The sequence below is a fragment of the Kitasatospora aureofaciens genome, from assembly GCF_001188955.3.
GTDB lineage: Bacteria > Actinomycetota > Actinomycetes > Streptomycetales > Streptomycetaceae > Kitasatospora > Kitasatospora aureofaciens.
Genome location: NZ_JPRF03000036.1, coordinates 45,276 through 61,090, shown reverse-complemented (window position 1 = coordinate 61,090; position 15,815 = coordinate 45,276). Strand labels below are relative to the sequence as shown.

15 protein-coding genes are annotated in these 15,815 nt (G+C 72.9%); 5 read left to right on the top strand and 10 right to left on the bottom strand.

All coding sequences use genetic code 11. From position 1 onward, the window contains the following. The first annotated feature begins 176 nt into the window (after positions 1 to 176). Positions 177 to 656, top strand: coding sequence for a bacterioferritin (gene bfr / locus HS99_RS24250; RefSeq protein ID WP_030282836.1), 480 nt, complete (start codon positions 177 to 179; stop codon positions 654 to 656). Positions 657 to 700: 44 nt separating this feature from the next. On the opposite strand, the gene HS99_RS24245 is transcribed toward bfr, so the two are convergent. Together HS99_RS24245 and HS99_RS24240 are read right to left on the bottom strand one after the other, a co-directional pair. Next, on the bottom strand, positions 701 to 1,009 hold the full coding sequence (locus tag HS99_RS24245) for a (2Fe-2S)-binding protein (RefSeq protein ID WP_030550014.1): 309 nt from the start codon (positions 1,007 to 1,009) through the stop codon (positions 701 to 703). Between the two features lie 169 nt (positions 1,010 to 1,178). Continuing rightward, positions 1,179 to 2,528: a class II 3-deoxy-7-phosphoheptulonate synthase gene (locus HS99_RS24240; RefSeq protein ID WP_030550012.1), complete on the bottom strand. Its 1,350-nt coding sequence runs from the start codon at positions 2,526 to 2,528 to the stop codon at positions 1,179 to 1,181. A gap of 299 nt (positions 2,529 to 2,827) precedes the next feature. Between HS99_RS24240 and HS99_RS24235 the strand changes: the two genes are divergently transcribed. Beyond that, positions 2,828 to 4,786 carry an anthranilate synthase family protein gene (locus HS99_RS24235; RefSeq protein WP_030282829.1) on the top strand — a complete coding sequence of 653 codons (1,959 nt, stop codon included), beginning with the start codon at positions 2,828 to 2,830 and terminating at the stop codon, positions 4,784 to 4,786. Between the two features lie 40 nt (positions 4,787 to 4,826). Here the strand turns inward: HS99_RS24235 and HS99_RS24230 are convergent, their stop codons facing one another. From HS99_RS24230 to HS99_RS24220, 3 genes are all read right to left on the bottom strand, one after another. Further along, on the bottom strand, positions 4,827 to 5,537 hold the full coding sequence (locus HS99_RS24230; protein ID WP_370863293.1) for a response regulator: 711 nt from the start codon (positions 5,535 to 5,537) through the stop codon (positions 4,827 to 4,829). Next, positions 5,537 to 6,742: a DUF5931 domain-containing protein gene (locus HS99_RS24225; RefSeq protein WP_030550008.1), complete on the bottom strand. Its 1,206-nt coding sequence runs from the start codon at positions 6,740 to 6,742 to the stop codon at positions 5,537 to 5,539. Before HS99_RS24225 ends, HS99_RS24230 begins: the two co-directional genes overlap by 1 nt. 107 nt (positions 6,743 to 6,849) lie before the next feature. After that, complete coding sequence (locus HS99_RS24220) at positions 6,850 to 7,692, bottom strand: lysophospholipid acyltransferase family protein (RefSeq protein ID WP_030550006.1); 843 nt, start codon at positions 7,690 to 7,692, stop codon at positions 6,850 to 6,852. Positions 7,693 to 7,867: 175 nt separating this feature from the next. Here HS99_RS24220 and HS99_RS24215 point away from each other — a divergent pair, with 175 nt between their 5' ends. Together HS99_RS24215 and HS99_RS24210 are read left to right on the top strand one after the other, a co-directional pair. After that, positions 7,868 to 8,662, top strand: coding sequence for an alpha/beta hydrolase (locus HS99_RS24215; protein ID WP_030282821.1), 795 nt, complete (start codon positions 7,868 to 7,870; stop codon positions 8,660 to 8,662). Between the two features lie 10 nt (positions 8,663 to 8,672). Next, on the top strand, positions 8,673 to 9,491 hold the full coding sequence (locus tag HS99_RS24210; RefSeq protein ID WP_050366821.1) for a hypothetical protein: 819 nt from the start codon (positions 8,673 to 8,675) through the stop codon (positions 9,489 to 9,491). Position 9,492: 1 nt separating this feature from the next. Here the strand turns inward: HS99_RS24210 and HS99_RS24205 are convergent, their stop codons facing one another. The 5 genes from HS99_RS24205 to HS99_RS24185 form a co-directional block, all read right to left on the bottom strand. Then, positions 9,493 to 10,242 (bottom strand): endonuclease/exonuclease/phosphatase family protein, encoded by a 750-nt coding sequence (locus HS99_RS24205; protein ID WP_046386459.1) that lies wholly within the window; start codon positions 10,240 to 10,242, stop codon positions 9,493 to 9,495. A 144-nt stretch (positions 10,243 to 10,386) separates the two neighbouring features. Beyond that, positions 10,387 to 11,328, bottom strand: a complete 942-nt coding sequence (locus HS99_RS24200; protein ID WP_030282815.1) for an ROK family glucokinase — start codon at positions 11,326 to 11,328, stop codon at positions 10,387 to 10,389. 192 nt (positions 11,329 to 11,520) lie between these two features. Beyond that, positions 11,521 to 11,934, bottom strand: a complete 414-nt coding sequence (locus tag HS99_RS24195) for a DUF5304 family protein (RefSeq protein ID WP_050366820.1) — start codon at positions 11,932 to 11,934, stop codon at positions 11,521 to 11,523. A 93-nt stretch (positions 11,935 to 12,027) separates the two neighbouring features. Continuing rightward, the gene (locus HS99_RS24190; RefSeq protein WP_030550002.1) at positions 12,028 to 13,200 is read right to left on the bottom strand and encodes an ArsA family ATPase; all 1,173 of its coding nucleotides are present in this window, start codon (positions 13,198 to 13,200) and stop codon (positions 12,028 to 12,030) included. 27 nt (positions 13,201 to 13,227) lie between these two features. Beyond that, on the bottom strand, positions 13,228 to 13,662 hold the full coding sequence (locus tag HS99_RS24185) for an SRPBCC family protein (protein WP_030282809.1): 435 nt from the start codon (positions 13,660 to 13,662) through the stop codon (positions 13,228 to 13,230). Between the two features lie 324 nt (positions 13,663 to 13,986). Between HS99_RS24185 and HS99_RS24180 the strand changes: the two genes are divergently transcribed. Further along, positions 13,987 to 15,780 (top strand): AMP-dependent synthetase/ligase, encoded by a 1,794-nt coding sequence (locus HS99_RS24180; protein WP_030549999.1) that lies wholly within the window; start codon positions 13,987 to 13,989, stop codon positions 15,778 to 15,780. The last annotated feature ends 35 nt before the right edge of the window (positions 15,781 to 15,815 follow it).

The window sequence follows — 15,815 nt, the reverse complement described above, 5'->3', positions numbered from 1 at the left end:
CTTCACGCCCAGCCCGTACGGGCCAACGGTCGGTCGCACACCATCCGACAACACCCAAACCGGATATTCCGCCACATATCCCAGTGAGTGTGAACTTACTGGAAATTCCTGTCGATACGGTGCCAGGATGCCCAGCGCAGCAGTCACCGCAGGACGTAACGCAGGGAGGCACCACCATGCAGGGCGACCCGGAGGTCATCGAGTTCCTCAACGAGCAGCTCACGGCCGAGCTCACGGCGATCAACCAGTACTTCCTGCACGCCAAGATGCAGGAGAACTTCGGCTGGACGAAGCTCGCCAAGTACACCCGGCACGAGTCCTTCGACGAGATGAAGCACGCCGAGACGCTCACCGACCGGATCCTGTTCCTGGAGGGGCTGCCCAACTACCAGCGGCTGTTCCACGTCCGGATCGGCCAGACGGTCAAGGAGATGTTCGAGGCGGACCGCCAGATCGAGGTCGAGGCGATCGACCGGCTCAAGCGCGGGATCGTGATGATGCGGGCCAAGAACGACGTCACCTCGGCGAACATCTTCGAGGACATCCTGGCCGACGAGGAGCACCACATCGACTACCTCGACACCCAGCTGGAGCTCCTGGACAAGCTCGGCGAGGCGCTCTACATCGCCCAGCAGATCGAGCAGCCGGAGTCCTAGTCCAGTCTGGTTCCGCTTCCGGCTTCCGGCTTCCGGCTTCCGGCTCAGGCCACCCGCAGCGGGACCACCGGGGCGACCGGGCCCAGCGGAGCAGTCGGGCCGGGCTTCGGAGCGGCCGGTGCCGGAACATCCTGGACCTGCGGATCGGCGAGGCCGAGCTTCGCGGCCAGCCGGGCGGTCGGACAGGGCCGGGCGCCGTGCTCGCCGAGCAGCGCCTGGATCCGGCGGACGCAGGACCCGCAGTCCGTGCCGGCCTTGCAGCCCTTGGCTATCTGGCGCGGGGTGCCGGCGCCGCCGTCGATCGCCTCCTTCACCTGGTCCTCGGTGACCGCATGGCACATGCACACGTACATCGCGGTCTCTCCCGGGGTGAAGCGCAGGTGAAGCGCAGAATGGATCTTGACTAAGGCTTGCCTTAGTTCACTGAGCCTCACCTTACCCGGCGATCCGGGTGCGAAAAAGCCCCTCCGGACCCGGGAAACCCGAATCCGGAGGGGCCTTCGTCACATCAGGGCCGGTGCATCACTGGCCGCGGTACATCTCCGCCACCAGGAACGCCAGGTCCAGCGACTGGCTGCGGTTGAGCCGCGGGTCGCAGGCCGTCTCGTAACGCTGGTGCAGGTCGTCGACCATCACCTCGTCGCCGCCGCCGACGCACTCGGTGACGTCGTCGCCGGTCAGCTCCACGTGGATTCCGCCCGGGTGGGTGCCGAGCGCGCGGTGCACCTCGAAGAAGCCCTTGACCTCGTCCAGCACGTCGTCGAAGCGGCGGGTCTTGTGACCGCTGGAGGCCTCGAAGGTGTTGCCGTGCATCGGGTCGCAGATCCACACCGGCTTGGCGCCGGAAGCGGTGACCTTCTCCACCAGGGTGGGCAGGTGGTCGCGGACCTTGCCCGCGCCCATCCGGGTGATGAAGGTCAGGCGGCCGGGCTCGAGCTCCGGGTCCAGCTTCTCGATCAGGGTGAGCGCCTCGTCCACCGAGGTGGTCGGGCCCAGCTTGACCCCGATCGGGTTGCGGATCTTGGAGGCGAACTCGATGTGCGCGTGGTCCAGCTGCCGGGTGCGCTCACCGATCCACACCATGTGGCCCGAGACGTCGTACAGGTCGCCGGTGCGCGAGTCCACGCGGGTCAGCGCGGTCTCGTAGTCGAGGATCAGCGCCTCGTGCGAGGAGAAGAACTCGACGGTCTTGAACTCCTCCGGCGCCACGCCGCAGGCGTTCATGAACGCCAGGGCGTTGTCGATCTCCCGGGCGAGCTGCTCGTAGCGCTGGCCGGCCGGCGAGTTGCGCACGAAGTCCTGGTTCCAGGCGTGCACCTGGCGCAGGTCGGCGTAACCACCGGTGGTGAAGGCACGCACCAGGTTCAGCGTCGCGGCGGACGCGTTGTACATCCGCTTCAGGCGCTCCGGGTCCGGGATGCGGGACTCCGGGGTGAACTCGAAGCCGTTCACCGAGTCGCCGCGGTAGACCGGCAGCGTCACGCCGTCCCGGGTCTCGGTCGACTTCGAGCGCGGCTTGGAGTACTGGCCGGCGATCCGGCCGACCTTCACGACCGGCACCGAGGCGGCGTACGTCAGCACGGCCGCCATCTGCAGCAGGGTCTTCAGCTTGTTGCGGATGTGCTCCGCCGAGACGCCGTCGAAGGCCTCGGCGCAGTCTCCGCCCTGGAGGAGGAAGGCCTCCCCGCGCGCGACGGCTCCGAGCCGGGCGCGCAGCTGGTCGCACTCGCCGGCGAAGACGAGCGGCGGATACGAGGCGAGCTCGGCAAGGGTCTTGCGCAGAGCCTCTTGGTCCGGCCATTCAGGCTGCTGCGCCGCGGGCAGGGACTGCCAGGAGTGGCCAGTCCTCGTTGTCTCAGTCGTCACGGTCACACAGCAAGGCTACGGGGTCACGAGAGCGTTCCGTGACCATTGCCCGAGGGATGAGACACGTCTCGGACAATGCTCGTCATCGGCCTCACCCGCCCGGCCGAATCGGCTAGGCTCGCCCCATGCACGCGCCCCACACCCACTCCTGGTGGTGGGCCTCCCCCATGGGTGGCCCACAGATCGCGCGTTCCTAGACGAACACGACGGCCGCCCCTCGGGGCGGCCGTCGTGCGTCTGAGCAGACGGCCCTCCGGGAGCGGAACAGCACCGCCTCGCCACCTCCCCGGAAGGAAGCCGTACTCGTGACCACCCCCGCCGAACTGCTCGCCCGCCTCACCTCCCCCGGCGCGCCCGCCTTCGCCCTGCTGCACCGCCGCACCCCCCGGCACGCCCCGGACACCGTCGAGGTGCTGCTGGGCACCGTCGACAGCTACGAGCACCTCGCCGACCTGCCGGTCCGGGCCGGCATCCCGGCCGCCGGGCCGGTCCACGACCTCCTCGCGCTGGTCCCGTACCGGCAGATCCGCGAGCGCGGCTTCGAGGCGCACGACGACGGCACCCCGCTGCAGGCCCTCGCGGTGACCGAGCAGTACGCCCTGCCGCTGGCCGAATTCACGGCCGCCCTGCCACAGCTGCCGGTCACGCTGTCCGGCGGCGCGTTCGACGTGGACGACGAGGCGTACGCGGAGATCGTCCGCCGGGTGATCGAGGACGAGATCGGCAACGGCGAGGGCGCCAACTTCGTGATCCGGCGGGACTTCCACGCCACCCTGGAGGCCCCCGGCGGAGCTGGAAACGGACACTGCGCCCCCGAACTCGCGCTCACCCTGTTCCGCCGGCTGCTGGACCAGGAGCGCGGCGCGTACTGGACCTTCCTGGTGCACACCGGCGAACGGGTGCTGGTCGGCGCCTCCCCCGAGGTGCACGTCCGGCAGAGCGGCGGCACCGTCGTGATGAACCCGATCTCCGGCACCTACCGCTACCCGGCCGGCGGCTCCGACCTCGACTCGCTGCTCCGCTTCCTCCACGACCCCAAGGAGCTGGAGGAGCTGACCATGGTGGTCGACGAGGAGCTGAAGATGATGTGCACCGTCGGCGACCTCGGCGGCCAGGTGCTCGGCCCCCGGCTCAAGGAGATGTCCCACCTCGCCCACACCGAGTACGAGCTGCGCGGGCGCACCTCGCTGGACGTCCGCGAGGTGCTGCGCGAGACGATGTTCGCCGCCACCGTCACCGGCAGCCCGGTGCAGAACGCCACCCGGGTGATCCGGCGCTACGAGCCCGGCGGGCGCGGCTACTACTCCGGTGCGCTCGCCCTGATCGGCCGCTCCGCGAGCGGTGGGCAGCTGCTGGACTCGCCGATCTGCATCCGCACCGCCGACATCGACCCGGCCACCGGGCGGCTGGTCGTCCGGGTCGGCGCCACGCTGGTGCGCCACTCCGTCCCGGAGTCCGAGGTCGCCGAGACCCACGCCAAGGCCGCCGGGGTGCTCACCGCGATCGGCGCCCGGCCCGCGCCCGCCCGGGTGCCCCACCCCGGCGGGCCCCGGCTCGCCGACGACCACCGGGTGCAGGCCGCCCTGGACGCCCGCCGGGCCGACCTCGCGCCGTTCTGGCTGCGGATGCAGACGCCGTCCCGGGTCACCGAGGCCGAACCGACGCTGGTCGTGGACGGCGAGGACACCTTCACCTCGATGCTCAGCCACCTGCTGACCTCGCTCGGCCACCGGGTCACCGTGGTCCGCTTCGACCGGCCGGACCTGCGCGAACTGGTGGCGGCGCACCGCGGCCCGCTGGTGCTCGGCCCCGGCCCGGGCGACCCGGCGCTCGTCGACGACCCCAAGATGGCTGTGCTGCGGCCGATCGTCGCGGACGCCCTGGCCGCCCTCCGCTCCGGCGACCGCACGGCCCCGCTGCTCGCGGTCTGCCTCAGCCACCAGCTGCTCTCCGCCGAACTCGGGCTCGCGCTGGGCCGCAAGGCCGTCCCGTACCAGGGCGCCCAGGAGAGCATCGACCTGTTCGGCACCAAGCGGACGGTCGGCTTCTACAACACCTTCACCGCGCGCTGCTCGGACACCGACGCGGCCCGGCTCGCCGAGGCGGGCGTCGACGTCTCCCGGGACGCCGCCACCGGCGACGTCCACGCGCTGCGCGGCCCCGGCTTCGCGGGCCTGCAGTTCCACCCGGAGTCGGTGCTCACCCGGGACGGCGTCGACATCGTCGCGGCCCTGCTGCGGGAGGCAACGGCCGTACGGGGCTGAGGACTCGTGCGGGCCCGGGCGGCAACCGCCCGGGCCCCGCTCACAGCTCCTCGTCCAGCCCCCGCTCGATCGCGTACCGGACCAGCTCCACCCGGTTGTGCAACTGCAGCTTGCCCAGCGTGTTCTGCACGTGGTTCTGCACCGTCCGGTGCGAGAGCACCAGCCGGTCCGCGATCTGCCGGTACGACAGGCCCTTGGCGACCAACCGCAGCACCTCGGTCTCCCGGGCGGTCAGCTGAGGCACGGCCGGCGCCGAGGCCTGGGCCGGCTCGGCGGCCAGCCGGCGGAACTCGCCCAGCACCAGCCCGGCCAGGCCCGGGGTGAACACCGCGTCGCCGACGGCCGTACGGCGCACCGCGTCCAGCAGCTCCTCCCGCCCGGCCGACTTCACCAGGTACCCGGTGGCGCCGGACTTCACCGCCTCCAGCACGTCCTGGTGCTCCCCGCTGGCCGACAGCACCAGCACCCTCACCGCCTGGTCGTGCGCGACCACCTGGCGGCACACCTCGGCGCCGGGCAGGCCGGGCAGGTTGAGGTCCAGCACGACGACCTGCGGCGAGCAGGCCCGGGCGCGGCGCACCGCCTCCTCGCCGTCGCCCGCCGTGGCCACCACGTCCAGCCCCGCCTCGGCGAGGTCGCGGGAGACGGCGTCGCGCCACATCGGGTGGTCGTCCACCACCATCACCCGCACCGGCCGGTCGGTGCCCGGCTGATCGGTGCCCGGCTGATCGGTCATCGGCTGGTTGGTCATCAGGAGGCCTTCCTCGGAACGCGCAGTTCGACCTCGACGCCCTCCCCGGGCGCCGAGTACAGCTCGGCCGTACCGCCGAGATCCACCACCCGGCCGCGGATGGACTGGGAGACGCCCAGCCGCCCGGCCCGCTCCGCCTCACCGAGCCGCCCCGGCGCGAAGCCCGGGCCGTCGTCGCGGATGCTGACCGTGACGGCCTCCGGCTCGTCCTCCACCAGGATCCAGGCCCGGGCGCCCTCCCCGGCGTGTCGGCGGACGTTGTCGACGGCCGCACCGACCGCCGCAGCCAGCTCGCCCGCCGCCGGGCCCGGCAGCAGAACCGGGGTGCCCGGGGCGGAGAGCGTGATCCGCTCGCCGGCGTACGGGCGCAGCAGCGCGGTGAGGTCGCGCGGCCCGGCCGGGTCGAGCGCCTCGGCCCCGGCCTCCGGCGGTCGCTGCGCCGGGAGCGGACCACCCGTCATCAGGGCCCTCAGGGCGCGCTCCTGTTCACCGGCGAGGCGGCCCAGCTCGGCGAAGTCCGTACCGTCGGCGCTGCGGCCGTTCACGCTGCTGCCCGTGCCGCCGCTGCCCTTGGCGCCGCTGCCCAGCTCCGCGCCCCGGCGCTGGACCAGGGCGAGCACCTGGAGCACGCCGTCGTGGATGTCCCGGGAGAGCCGCTCGCGCTCCCGGGTGGCCGCCTCGACCTGCAGCGCCCGGGTGAGGGTGGCCTCGCTCGCGCGGGCCAGCTCGATCACGTACCCGATCGCGCAACCGGCCACCAGCAGCAGCACGATGTTGTGGACGTTGTCGCCGGTGGGCCCGCCGTGGCCGAGGATGTTGGCCACCCCGATCACGGCACCGGAGGCGGCCGCCGGGCGCCAGCCGCCCTTGGCGGCGAAGCCGAGCACCGTACCGGCGGCCCAGATGGTCGGCAGGGTGGGAGCGCCGTGGCTGATCCGGGCCGGCGCGTCGGTCAGTCCGCTCAGCACGATGCCGGTCACGGCCAGCGCGAGGTCGAAGCCGAGGACGTACCAGGTGCAGCGCTGCGGGTTGGAGAAGGCCCGGGTGCTGGCGAGGGTCCAGAGGATCAGCGCGCCGAAGTAGATCCAGCCGGCGACCGGGTGCAGGAAGTGCAGGTAGGAGTTGAAGTACCGCAGCAGCGCGTAGCACAGGGCCAGCACCCGGAAGTAGGAGATGGCCTTCCACAGCGGGAGTTCGACGGACATGCCGCCGGCCGCCAGCGTCCCGCCGACCGCACCGCCCGCTCTCGCGCCGTCCGTTCCCGCACCGCCCGCCATGCTCCGGCCCCTCCCCCTGGACCCGTCCGGGTCGGTCAGGCCGACCCGGTGCCCTTCTGCTCCTGCTGGTCCTGCTGCTCGGCCTTCCCGGCTTCGGCGGCCTTCTCGGCTTCGGCGGCCTTCTCGGCTTCGGCGGCCTCGGCCTTCTCCGCCTTGGCGGCGGCCCGGCGCTCGGCCTCGGCCTTCTTCTTCTCGTCCGAGATCTGCCGCTTGGCCGCCGTCGCGTAGATGTCCACGTACTCCTGGCCGGAGAGCCGCATGATCTCGTACATCACCTCGTCCGTCACCGAACGGAGGATGAAACGGTCGTTCTCCATGCCGTGGTAGCGGGAGAAGTCCAGCGGACGGCCGATCCGGATGCCCGGGCGGATGCCGAAGTTCGGGATCACCTGGCCGGGCGGCTGCACCTTCTCGGTGTCGATCATGGCGACCGGGATGACCGGGGCGCCGGTGGCCAGCGCCACGCGGGCGAGGCCGCCGACCTTGCCGCGGTAGAGCTTGCCGTCGGGCGAACGGGTGCCCTCCGGGTAGACGCCGAACAGCTCGCCGCGGTCCAGCACCGCGATGGCGCTGCGGATCGCGGCCTCGCCGGCGCCGCGCACGCCCGAGCGGTCCACCGGCAGCTGGCCGACGCCCTTGAAGAAGGCGGCGGTCAGCCGGCCCTTGAGGCCCGGGGTGTTGAAGTACTCGGCCTTCGCGATGAAGGTCACCCGGCGCTTGATCAGCGCGGGGAAGAAGAACGAGTCCGAGAAGGACAGGTGGTTGCTCGCGATGATCGCCGCACCCTCGGTGGGGATGTTCTCCTCACCCTCGATCCACGGCCGGAAGAAGATCCGAAGCAGTGGCGCGACGATCATCTTCATCAGTCGGTAGAACAACCCGGGCCTCCTGTTATGCGGACCGGTCGATCCTAATGCCCCGAGGCCGTCGACTGTGCCCGGGCCCGCCGTAGGGGGTGTACGTCCCGGCTCGAGGCGTGGGACGATGCGGATTCCTGCAGCTCCCCTCCCAGCGTCCCTCCCCCAGCGCCACCCGCCCGCGAAGGAGTCCGCCATGCCGCTGCTGCCCGGTGCCGAACCGTACCGCCACCAGGGCGGACCGGTCGGGGTGCTGCTCTGCCACGGCTTCACCGGGTCGCCGCAGTCCATGCGGCCGTGGGCCGAGGAACTGGCGGCGGCCGGGTTCACCGTCTCGCTGCCGTTGCTGCCGGGGCACGGCACCCGTTGGCAGGACATGCAGGTCACCCGGTGGGAGGACTGGTACGCGGAGGTCGAGCGCGAGTTGCTGGCCCTCGCCGAGGAGTGCGAGCAGGTCTTCGTCTGCGCGCTGTCGATGGGCGGCGCCCTCGCGCTGCGGCTGGCCGCGCTGCACGGCCCGACGGTGTCCGGGCTGGTGCTGGTCAACCCGTCGGTGCGCTCCGACAACCCCGCGGGGGTGCTGCTCCCGGTGCTCCGGCACCTCGTCCCGAGCATCGCGGGAGTCGCGAACGACATCCACAAGCCGGGCGCCCGGGAGCTCGGTTACGACCGGACACCGCTGCACGCCGCCTGGTCGCTCGGCCGGCTGTGGCAGGAGGTCCAGCGGCGGCTGCCCGAGGTGACCCAGCCCGTGCTGCTCTTCCACAGCCCGCAGGACCACGTCGTCTCGCCGGCCAACTCCGAACTGGTGCTGGCCCGGATATCCTCGACCGACGTGACGGAGCGGCTGTGCCAACGCAGCTTCCACGTCGCGACGCTGGACCACGACGCGGCGGAAATATTCGCGGCGAGCCAGGACTTCATCCGACGGCTGGCTCCCGCGCAAGCGGCGGGGGCGGACTTGGCCGAATCCGACGATCACCATGGCTGAAGGGCCGGAAGTGCACGAGAGCAGCACGGCGGGCAGCGGGGACGAGAAGCCCCGCGAGGACGGCGCGCGGACGGACGGAGCGCCGACGGACGCCACCGACCGGGGGGACGCCGGCATCGCGGGGAACCCGACCGTCCCGGGCGACGCCACCGTCCACGGGGACGGCACCGTCCAGGGCGGCCCGGCCGCGGCAGGTGCGGCGGCCGACGGCACCGCGCCGACCGTACCGGCCGAGGAGACCGCCGACGCGGACGCCGCCGCGCCCGTGGAACCGCGCCCGCGCCGCCGCGCCCCCGAGCGCAGCCAGGCCGAACAGGACGCGATCTTCGCCGCCCTGGTCGCCCAGTTCGACGACCCGGTCGACCTCACCAACCCCAACTGGCCGGAGGTCGAGAACCTCCGGGCACAGAACGAGCTCAAGGGCGGCTTCAAGGACGGCGCCGGCCCCCGGGCCGGCCAGGGCGACCCGGACGACCTCTCCGACCTCGCCCCGCAGCCCCGCTCCCGCTCCGGCCGTCCCGTGCTCCCGGCCGCCGGCCCGGGCCCGCGCGACTTCGAACTGGCCGAGGACACCGACGAGGGCCACTACGTCCCGCCGGAGCCCCCGCCGCTGCCGCCCGCCGACGTGACCGCCAAGTTCGCCTGGCTGGCGGTGCTCGGCGGCCCGGCCCTGCTGCTGATCGACGCGGTGGTGTGGCGGGAGATCTCCGGGTGGCCCGCCTGGGTCGGCGTCACCGCCTTCCTCGGCGGCTTCGTCACCCTGGTCGCCCGGATGAAGGACCGCGACGAGGACGAACCGGAGGACCCGGACCACGGCGCGGTGGTCTGAGCTACCGCTTCTCGGGCAGTTCGACGACCGCCAGCACCGGCAGGTGGTCGGTCGCGGCCCGCAGGTCGGCCTCGGTGACGCCGGGCAGGCCGTGCGGTACGCCGCAACCGAGGACGGTGGTCCCGGGCGTGGCGAAGACGGCGTCGATCCGCTGGTAGGGGTTCTCGGGGACGGACGTGAACTCGCCGCCCCAGGGCGCCGTCGGGTACCCGTCCCACATCTGGGAGGCCAGCAGCCGCCAGCCGGGCCCGTCCGGGTGCTCGTTGAAGTCCCCTGCCACGACGCCCTGTTCGGCGATCGCGAGCTGGTCGAGCAGCAGCTCGAACTGCCCGTGGCGCTCCTCGGCGTCCAGGCTGAGGTGGCAGCTGGTGACGGTGAACGGCGCGGCGCCGGGCACCCGCAGCAGCGCGGTGGCGAAGCCGCGCGCGTGCAGGCCGCGGGTCTTGGGCAGCAGCCGGTCGTACCGGCCGAGCACCTCCACCGCGCCGGGTCGGCCGAGCAGCAGCGGCCCCGCGGCGGTGCGGCCGCCCCCGGACAGCACCACCGTCCCGGTGCTCCGGGCCAACCAGGCGGCCCGGCCCTCGGGGCGCCAGTAGCGCGGCGCCTCCTGGACGCAGACCAGGTCGGGCGCACAGGCCCGGATCACCCGCACCAGCGCCCGCCGGTCGTCGCGCAACGAGCGGATGTTGTAGCTGAGCAGGCGCAGCCGGCGCGGGCCGCCCGGCGGCGGAGCGATGGGCGCGGTGGTCATCTCACGGTCCTCCCCTGTGCGGTGTCACTGGGAAGGACCGTAGTGCGACGGCGGCGGCGCGTCCGGGATTGGTCGGGGCCCGGTCGCACCACCGCCGGCGGGTCTCACACCTCTCCCGGGCCACAGGACCGGGGGAGGTGACACTCAGGTGCGGGCGAGGTCCGCCGCGCCGACGATGCCGGCCGCGGAGCCCATCGAGGCGAGCACGACCTCGGCGCGCGGACGGTGCACCCCGCCGGTCAGGTAGTGCTCGAAGGCCTTGGCGACCGGGTCGAGCAGCAGTCGGCCGGAGTCGGAGACGCCACCGCCGAGGACGAAGACGCCCGGGTCGAACAGCGCGGCGAGGTCGGCCATGCCGCGGCCCAGCCAGTCGGACAGCTCGGCGTAGCACTCCAGGGCGAGCGGGTCGCCGTCCTCGGCCGCCTCGGTGATGTGGATGCCGCGGATGGTCTCGGCGACGCCGTCGTTGAGCTCCAGCATCCGCCGGCCGCGGACCGGGTCGGCCGCGGCCCTCTCCCGGCCGTAGCGGCGCAGCGCGCGCCCGGAGCCGTACTGCTCCCAGCAGCCCTTGCCGCCGCAGCCGCACTGCAGGCCGTCCGGGACCATGTTGAGGTGGCCGATCTCGCCGGCCACGCCGAATCGGCCGCGGTGCAGCCGCCCGTCGAGGACGATGCCGCCGCCGATGCCGGTGCCGACGGTGATCAGCACCATGTCCTGGTGGTCGGCGGCCGCGCCGAAGCGGAACTCGGCCCAGGCGGCGCAGTTGGCGTCGTTCTCGACCACGGTGGACAGGCCGGTGAGCTCTTCGATCCGGCCGCGCAGCGGCTCGTTCTCCCAGTCGATGTTGGGCGCGAAGATCACCGTGGAGCGGTTGCTGTCGACGAAGCCGGGGGCGCCGACGCCGACCGCGGTGACGTCGGGGTGCTGCTCCTTGAGTTCGCGCACGGCCTGCGCGATGGCGTCGACCGCCCACTGGGGGTCGGCCGGGGTGGGGACCCGGGTCCGCGCCAGGATCGCACCCGCATCGTCGACCACGCCTGCCGCGATCTTGGTCCCGCCGACATCGACGCCGATGGTCAGAGCCATGTGTCCCTCAGCTATTCACTCGTTCCCGCTGGACGGAACGGTACCGCCCAACCCTGCCCCCGTACACAGCCTCGCATACATTAACCGAAGACAATTCTGGGAAAACCGGTCCGTGACGCTTCAAAAGTCTTATCTAATCTCCTCCTTCGTGACGTAGGAGAACGGAGCGATCACCCTCCGAAGGTTACGGATTCACTGCTTGGCGGACTCGCCGTCAGCGCCGTCCGCCGCTGCGGCGTCCTCCGCCCGGCCGGGCTCGTCGAGGTCGATCTTCTCCACCGGCGCCCCGTCCCCCGCGGTCCAGCGCTGCTCGTGCCCGGCCACCGCCGCCCGGTACGCGGCCAGCAGCTCGGCGCCCGCCGCGGCCAGCCCGGAGCCGGCCGCGGCGAGGTGGGAGTAGACCTCCGGCTGCTGGGTGCGCAGGCGGTCGGCCAGCCCGGAGAGGGCGATCAGGGTGGTTGCGCTGGTCTCCTGCGCCTTCTCGCCGACGACGGTGGCGAACCGGCGCACCTCGTCGACCAGCGGGCCCAGCTCCGGCCCGAACGGGTGGGACGGCCCGCTCCCCTGCTCCGCGCCGGGCTCGGTACGGTCGTCGGTGCTGGTCATCGCGGGCGCCTCCTCAGCCGTGGCCGCACCCCGCGGCCCTCCGGCCCGACGCTACCCGACCGGCCGCACGCCCCGAAAAGACCGGAGAGCCCGTCAGCCCTGCGGCCAGAGCGAAGGATCGGGCGCGAACCGCACCGACAGCACGCCCTCGTGCAGCCCCGCCCCGGCGACGGTGCAGCGGCGCAGCGCGGCGGGCAGCGGCAGCACCCGGCGGTGGGCGCCGAGGCCCACCACCAGGTCGTCGCCCCGGCGGACCAGGTCCAGTCCGGCGCGGTCGGCGCCGGGCAGGTCGAGGTGCCAGACCAGCAGGCCGTCCTCGGCGAGCCGGTCCTCGACCGGCCAGGGCTGCGGGTCCAGCCGCTCGGGGCCGGGCCCGTCCCCGTACAGGCGGTCGGCGACGGCCTCCAGGGTGCCCTCGGCCAGGCCGGTGACCAGCACCGGGGCGTCGGTCTCGGCGATGAGCCGGTCCAGCTCCTCCTGGCGGCGGCGGGCCAGCGCGGACAGCCAGGCGTCGGGCGAGGCGAGGGCGGCCGGCGGCAGCGCGCCGTGCACGACGACGGCGTCCGGCCGGTGCCCGTACAGCGCCAGCCCGGCCCGGATGCGGCGCAGTTCCCCGTACGGGTGGCCGTCGGCCGGCACGACCAGGCGCACGCTGGTGCCCGGGCCGCTGATCGCGGCGCAGGACTCGGCGAGCACCGCGGCGGCCTTGGTGCGGCCTTCGTACAGCCACTCGGCGGGCATCGGGACGCCCGCCAGCCCGGCCAGCAGCGGGCGCAGCGCACGGGCGGCCTGCCGCTGCTCGGGGACCACCCGGTCCAGGTAGCGGGCCAGTTGCTCGGGCAGGGCGAGGGTGGCGATCAGCTCGGCGGGCGGCGGGGCGAGCACCACCAGGACGTCCTGGTCGGCGGCGGGCAGGGCGCGCAGCAGGGCCAGCCGGGCGATGCCGGGGAGGGCGGTCAGCTCCTCGGGGTCGAGCTGCTCGGCGCCGAGCAGGTCGAGAGCGGGCTTGAGCCGGCCGGTGAGCTCGCCGACGGCGTAGCGGAAGGCGGCCTGCTCGTCGATCCGGGAGACCGTCAGGCCCTGCGCGTAGCGGAGCGGTTCGGGTTCCAGCCGAGTGCCGAGGACGGCGTCCAGGGTGCGGTGCGGGTCGTCGGCGGCCAGCAGCCAGGTGCGGTGGCCGCTCCGGGCGGCGTGCAGGGCGGTGGCGGCGGCCACGGTGGGCGCGCCCGCGTCACCGCTGACCAGGATGGTGCGCGTCGCCGTCATGCCGTCAGCCCCCGTCCTCGGTTCCCGTCAGCCCTCGACGCGCTTCTTCAGGCCGTCCAGGGCGCGGTCGATGATGACCTTCTCGGCCTTGCGCTTGATCATGCCGAGCATCGGGATCTTGACGTCCACGGCGAGCTGGTAGGTGACCTCGGTGCGGCCGCCGGCCAGCGGGGCGAGGCTGTAGGAGCCGTCCAGCGAGCGGAGCATCTGGCTGCGGACGAGGGTCCAGCGGACCTCGCGGTCGCCGTCCCAGGTGTAGGAGAGGGTGTGCTCGTCGCGGATGGCGCCGGCGTCCAGCAGCAGTCGGACCTCGGCGGCGCGGCCGTCCTCGGCGGTCTCCAGGACCTCGATCTCCTTGACCTCGCCGGTCCAGGCCGGGTAGGCGGCGAAGTCGGCGATCACGGCCATGACCTCGGCCGGGGTCGCGTCGATGGTGATGCTCGACCTGGTGTGCTCCGCCATGGAATGACCCTCCGTGTCGTCCCTCTGCCTGCCGGTCCGGTCGAGGCGCGCTCGACCCGGTCCGCCCGGAGCAGGCTATCGCGACCGGCGATCGGCTCGGCCGCGCGGGCACCGGCCGCGGACGGTGCGGGCCGGGCGGCGGGGCACGCTACCGGCCGGTCACCGGTGGGCTGCCGTAGGGTGCCAGTCGAACGACCCGGTCACGGCCTGGTCCGACCCGGCCGGGTGTGACACTTCGAACACCGGGGCCGACCCCCCTGGTCGAAGCTGCCTACCGGGCAGTAACGTCCTGCCGTCCCGCAGCGTCGCGAACGAGGAGCAGTCTTGCTCGACTTCAGCCTTCCGGCCCTCTACCAGGTACCGAGCGGCGGTAACCTCTCCGACCCTGTGCACCGGAACGCCGAGGAGCACCCGGACGTCGCGGTGCTCAGCCGGAAGGTGGACGGCCGCTGGCAGGAGTTGACCTCGGTCCAGTTCCTCGCCGAGGTGCACGCCGCCGCGAAGGGCCTGATCGCCGCGGGCATCGGGCCCGGCGACCGGGTGGGCATCATGTCCCGCACCCGCTACGAGTGGACGCTGCTGGACTTCGCGATCTGGACGGCCGGCGCGATCACCGTGCCGGTGTACGAGACCTCCTCCGCCGAGCAGGTCGAGTGGATCCTCGGGGACTCGGGCGCCGTCGCCGTGCTGACCGAGACCGACCAGCACGTCAAGGTGGTCGCCGAGGTCCGCGACCGGCTGCCGGGGCTGAAGCACACCTGGCAGATCGAGGGCGGCGCGCTCGCCGCGCTGACCGAGGCCGGCCGGGACGTCCCTGACGCGACGGTGCAGGAGCGCCGCTCGATCGCCGGGCCCGACGACATCGCCACGATCGTCTACACCTCGGGCACCACCGGCCGCCCGAAGGGCTGTCAGCTGACCCACGGCAACTTCCTCGCCGAGTGCGGCAACGTGGTCGAGCGCCTGGCCCCGCTGTTCCGCACCGGCGACAGCTCCGTCCTGCTCTTCCTGCCGCTGGCCCACGTGCTCGGCCGGATCGCCGAGATCGCCCCGGCGATGGCGCCGATCAAGCTGGGCCACGTCTCCGACATCAAGGACGTCACCGCCGAGCTGGCCGCCTTCAAGCCGAGCCTGATCCTGGGCGTGCCGAGAGTGTTCGAGAAGGTCTACAACACCGCCCGGGCCAAGGCCCAGGCCGACGGCAAGGGCAAGATCTTCGACAAGGCCGCCGAGACCGCGATCGCCTACAGCCGGGCGCTGGACGCCGGCGGCGCGGGCCTGGTCCTGCGGCTCAAGCACGCGGTGTTCGACAAGCTGGTCTACAGCAAGCTGCGCGCCGCCCTCGGCGGCCGGGCCACCCACGCGATCTCCGGCGGCGCCCCGCTCGGCGAGCGGCTCGGCCACTTCTACCGCGGCATCGGCTTCACCGTGCTGGAGGGCTACGGCCTGACCGAGACCTGCGCGGCCACCGCCTTCAACCCGTGGGACAAGCCGAAGATCGGTACGGTCGGCCAGCCGGTCCCCGGCGCCTCCGTCCGGATCGCCGAGGACGGCGAGGTCTACTTCAAGGGCCCGCACGTCTTCACCGGCTACTGGAACAACCCGCAGGCCACCGCGGACACCCTCAAGGACGGCTGGATGGCCACCGGCGACCTCGGCTCGCTGGACTCCGAGGGCTACCTGACCATCACCGGCCGCAAGAAGGAGATCATCGTCACCGCCGGCGGCAAGAACGTCGCCCCGGCCGTGATCGAGGACCGGATCCGCGCCCACGCCCTGGTCGGCGAGGTCATGGTGGTCGGCGACCGCAAGCCCTTCATCGCCTGCCTGATCACCGTCGACCCGGACTTCTTCCCGAAGTGGAAGGAGCTCAACGGCAAGCCCGCCGCCGCCACCGTCGCCGAGCTCGCCGACGACCCCGACCTGCTGGCCGCCCTGCAGACCGCGGTGGACGACGGCAACGCGGCCGTCTCCCACGCCGAGGCGGTCAAGAAGTTCCGCCTGCTGGACACCGAGTTCTCGGAGGAGAGCGGCCACCTGACGCCCTCGCTCAAGCTCAAGCGCAACGTCGTTCTCAAGGACTACGCCGCCGAGATCGAGGCGCTCTACCGGAAGTAGCCTTGAGGCGCGGACGGGCCCGTGCACCCCTCCCG